The organism is Tullyiplasma multilocale ATCC 49900 (genome assembly GCF_000483165.1).
GTDB classification, from domain to species: Bacteria; Bacillota_I; Bacilli_A; order Mycoplasmatales; family Mycoplasmataceae; genus Tullyiplasma; species Tullyiplasma multilocale.
The window spans coordinates 1-2,923 of record NZ_AXXW01000011.1; the positions used below are offsets into that span (position 1 = coordinate 1).

Sequence of the window (2,923 nt, forward strand, 5' to 3'; positions counted from 1 at the left end):
ACTGCGGCTCAATCCCCAACGGGTTGAGCACTCCTTCTTCCGAAGTTACGGAGTCATTTTGCAGAGTTCCTTAGCTATAGTTATCTCGCTTGCCTTAGGATTTTCTCCTTGATCACGTGTGTTCGTTCTAGGTACAGGTAATTAATGATTAAGTTAGAAGCTTTTCTTGGAAGCATAGAGTCATGTGCTTCGTTACTAGGCGAACCGTTCACTCCCCATAACGCTTCAATGTTGAATATAGAGCGGATTTGCCAACTCTACCACCTTTGCGCTTAGCCCGGGACAACCAACGCCCGGGTCACACTATCTTTCTCCGTCACTCCATCACTCATTAACTAGTACAGGAATATCAACCTGTTGTCCATCGACTACGCCTATCGGCCTCGCCTTAGGTCCTGACTAACCCTGGGTGGACGAACCTTGCCCAGGAAACCTTGATCAAATAGCATGGAGGATTCTCACCTCCAAACGTTACTCATGCCGGCATAATCACTTCTAAGCGCTCCACTGGTCCTCACGGTCCAACTTCATCGCCCTTAGAACGCTCCCCTACCACTGCGCATAAAGCGCAATCCGTAGCTTCGGTAGTATACTTAAGCCCCGGTACATTTTCGGCGCAAAATCACTCGACTAGTGAGCTGTTACGCACTCTTTAAATGATGGCTGCTTCTGAGCCAACATCCTAGCTGTCTGTGCAATTTCACATCCTTACACACTTAGTATACATTTAGGGACCTTAGCTGACGATCTGGGCTGTTTCCCTCACGAGCATGGACCTTATCACCCATGTTCTGACTGCCGCACAATAGGCCTATGGCATTCGGAGTTTAATTCTATTCAGTACCGCTAGGTGCAGCCATCATAGATTCAGTGCTCTACCTCCATAGGTTTAATTGCGACGCTATCCTTAAAGATATATCGGGGAGAACTAGCTATCTCCGGGTTCGATTGGAATTTCACCGCTAGCCACAAGTCATCCTCGGTCTTTTCAACGAACGTAGGTTCGGTCCTCCATTAGGTTTTACCCTAACTTCAACCTGCTCATGGCTAGATCACCCGGTTTCGTGTCTACTACAACGTACTCAACGCCCTATTAAGGCTCGCTTTCACTACGGCTCCCCATTTAGTCTGGTTAACCTTGCACGTTATAGTAACTCGCCGGCTCTTTCTACAAAAAGCACGGTATCACCCATTAACGGGCTCTACCTTCTTGTAAGCATATGGTTTCAGGAACTATTTCACTCCCCTCTCGGGGTACTTTTCACCTTTCCCTCACGGTACTGGTTCACTATCGGTAAAATGGGAGTATTTAGGCTTACCGGGTGGTCCCGGCAGATTCCGACAAAATTTCACGTGTTTCGCCGTACTCAGGATACTTCCTCGAGGTCGATGCATTTCGTATACGGGGCTATCACCCTCTGTGGCGCTACTTCCCAGTAGCTTCTACTATACATCGACTTTGTAACTCTAACAGAAGTCCTACAACCCCAGCCCGTAGACTGGTTTGGCCTGTTCCGCGTTCGCTCGCCGCTACTAACAGAATCATTATTTATTTTATTTTCCTCTTGGTACTAAGATGTTTCAGTTCCCAAGGTTCCCGACTCACAACCTATGTATTCAGTTGTGGACAATACGAGATTAATCGTACTAGGTTTCCCCATTCGGACATCACCGGATCTAAGCTCACTTCCAGCTCCCCGATGCTTTTCGCAGGTAGTCACGTCCTTCTTCGGCTCCATTTTCCAAGGCATTCACCATATGCCCTTACTATTTTTTAGAAAAAATCTATTTGCAATTTATAACATAATTTTAGTTTTTTATAACTGATGTCGAATTTGAAGTATATGAATAAATTCATATATAAAAATTCTTCACTTTTTCTTGCCGTAATAAAACGACAAGGAAAATTGATTTTTCATCTAATATTCAGTTTTCAAAGAACAATCTTTTCAGAAGTTAAATTAATAACCTCTGAAAACTAAATAGAACAGAAACAGTCAAAGCAGTTTCACTCTGCTTTTTAAATTTTACTCCATAGAAAGGAGGTGATCCATCCGCACGTTCCCGTACGGATACCTTGTTACGACTTCACCCCGATCGCTAATCCTACCTTGGGAAGCGCTCTCCTTACGGTTAAGCTACCTACTTCTGGTATTACCAACTCTCCTGGTGTGACGGGCGGTGTGTACAAGACCCGAGAACGTATTCACCGCGACATAGCTGATTCGCGATTACTAGTGATTCCGGCTTCATGGAGTCGAGTTGCAGACTCCAATCCGAACTGAGACCGACTTTTTGAGATTAGCTCCCCCTCGCGAGATTGCGACTCTTTGTATCGGCCATTGTAGCACGTGTGTAGCCCAGGACATAAGGGGCATGATGATTTGACGTCATCCCCACCTTCCTCTAGCTTACACTAGCAGTCTCGTTAGAGTCCTCAACTTAATGTTAGTAACTAACGACAAGGGTTGCGTTCGTTGCGGGACTTAACCCAACACCTCACGGCACGAACTGACGACAACCATGCACCACCTGTCTCAATGTTAACCTCGGATATATCTCTATACCGTTGCATTGGATGTCAAGCCCTGGTAAGGTTCTTCGTGTTGCTTCGAATTAAACCACATGCTCCACCACTTGTGCGGGTCCCCGTCAATTCCTTTGAGTTTCACTCTTGCGAGCATACTACTCAGGCGGAGTACTTAATGCGTTAGCTGCAGCACCGAGGTATAACCCCCGACACTTAGTACTCAACGTTTACGGCGTGGACTACTAGGGTATCTAATCCTATTTGCTCCCCACGCTTTCGTGCCTCAGCGTCAATAACAAGCCAGTAAGCCGCTTTCGCCACAGGTGTTCTTCCATATATCTACGCATTTCACCGCTACACATGGAATTCCGCTTACCTCTCTTGTATTCTAGT

General features: G+C 46.1%; 2 rRNA genes. Both read right to left on the bottom strand.

What is annotated here, in order from left to right:
- A 23S ribosomal RNA gene (locus G319_RS0102860) occupies window positions 1–1,778 on the bottom strand; the annotation flags it as partial.
- A gap of 260 nt (window positions 1,779–2,038) precedes the next feature.
- Window positions 2,039–2,923: ribosomal RNA gene (locus tag G319_RS0102865) — 16S ribosomal RNA — on the bottom strand; the annotation flags it as partial.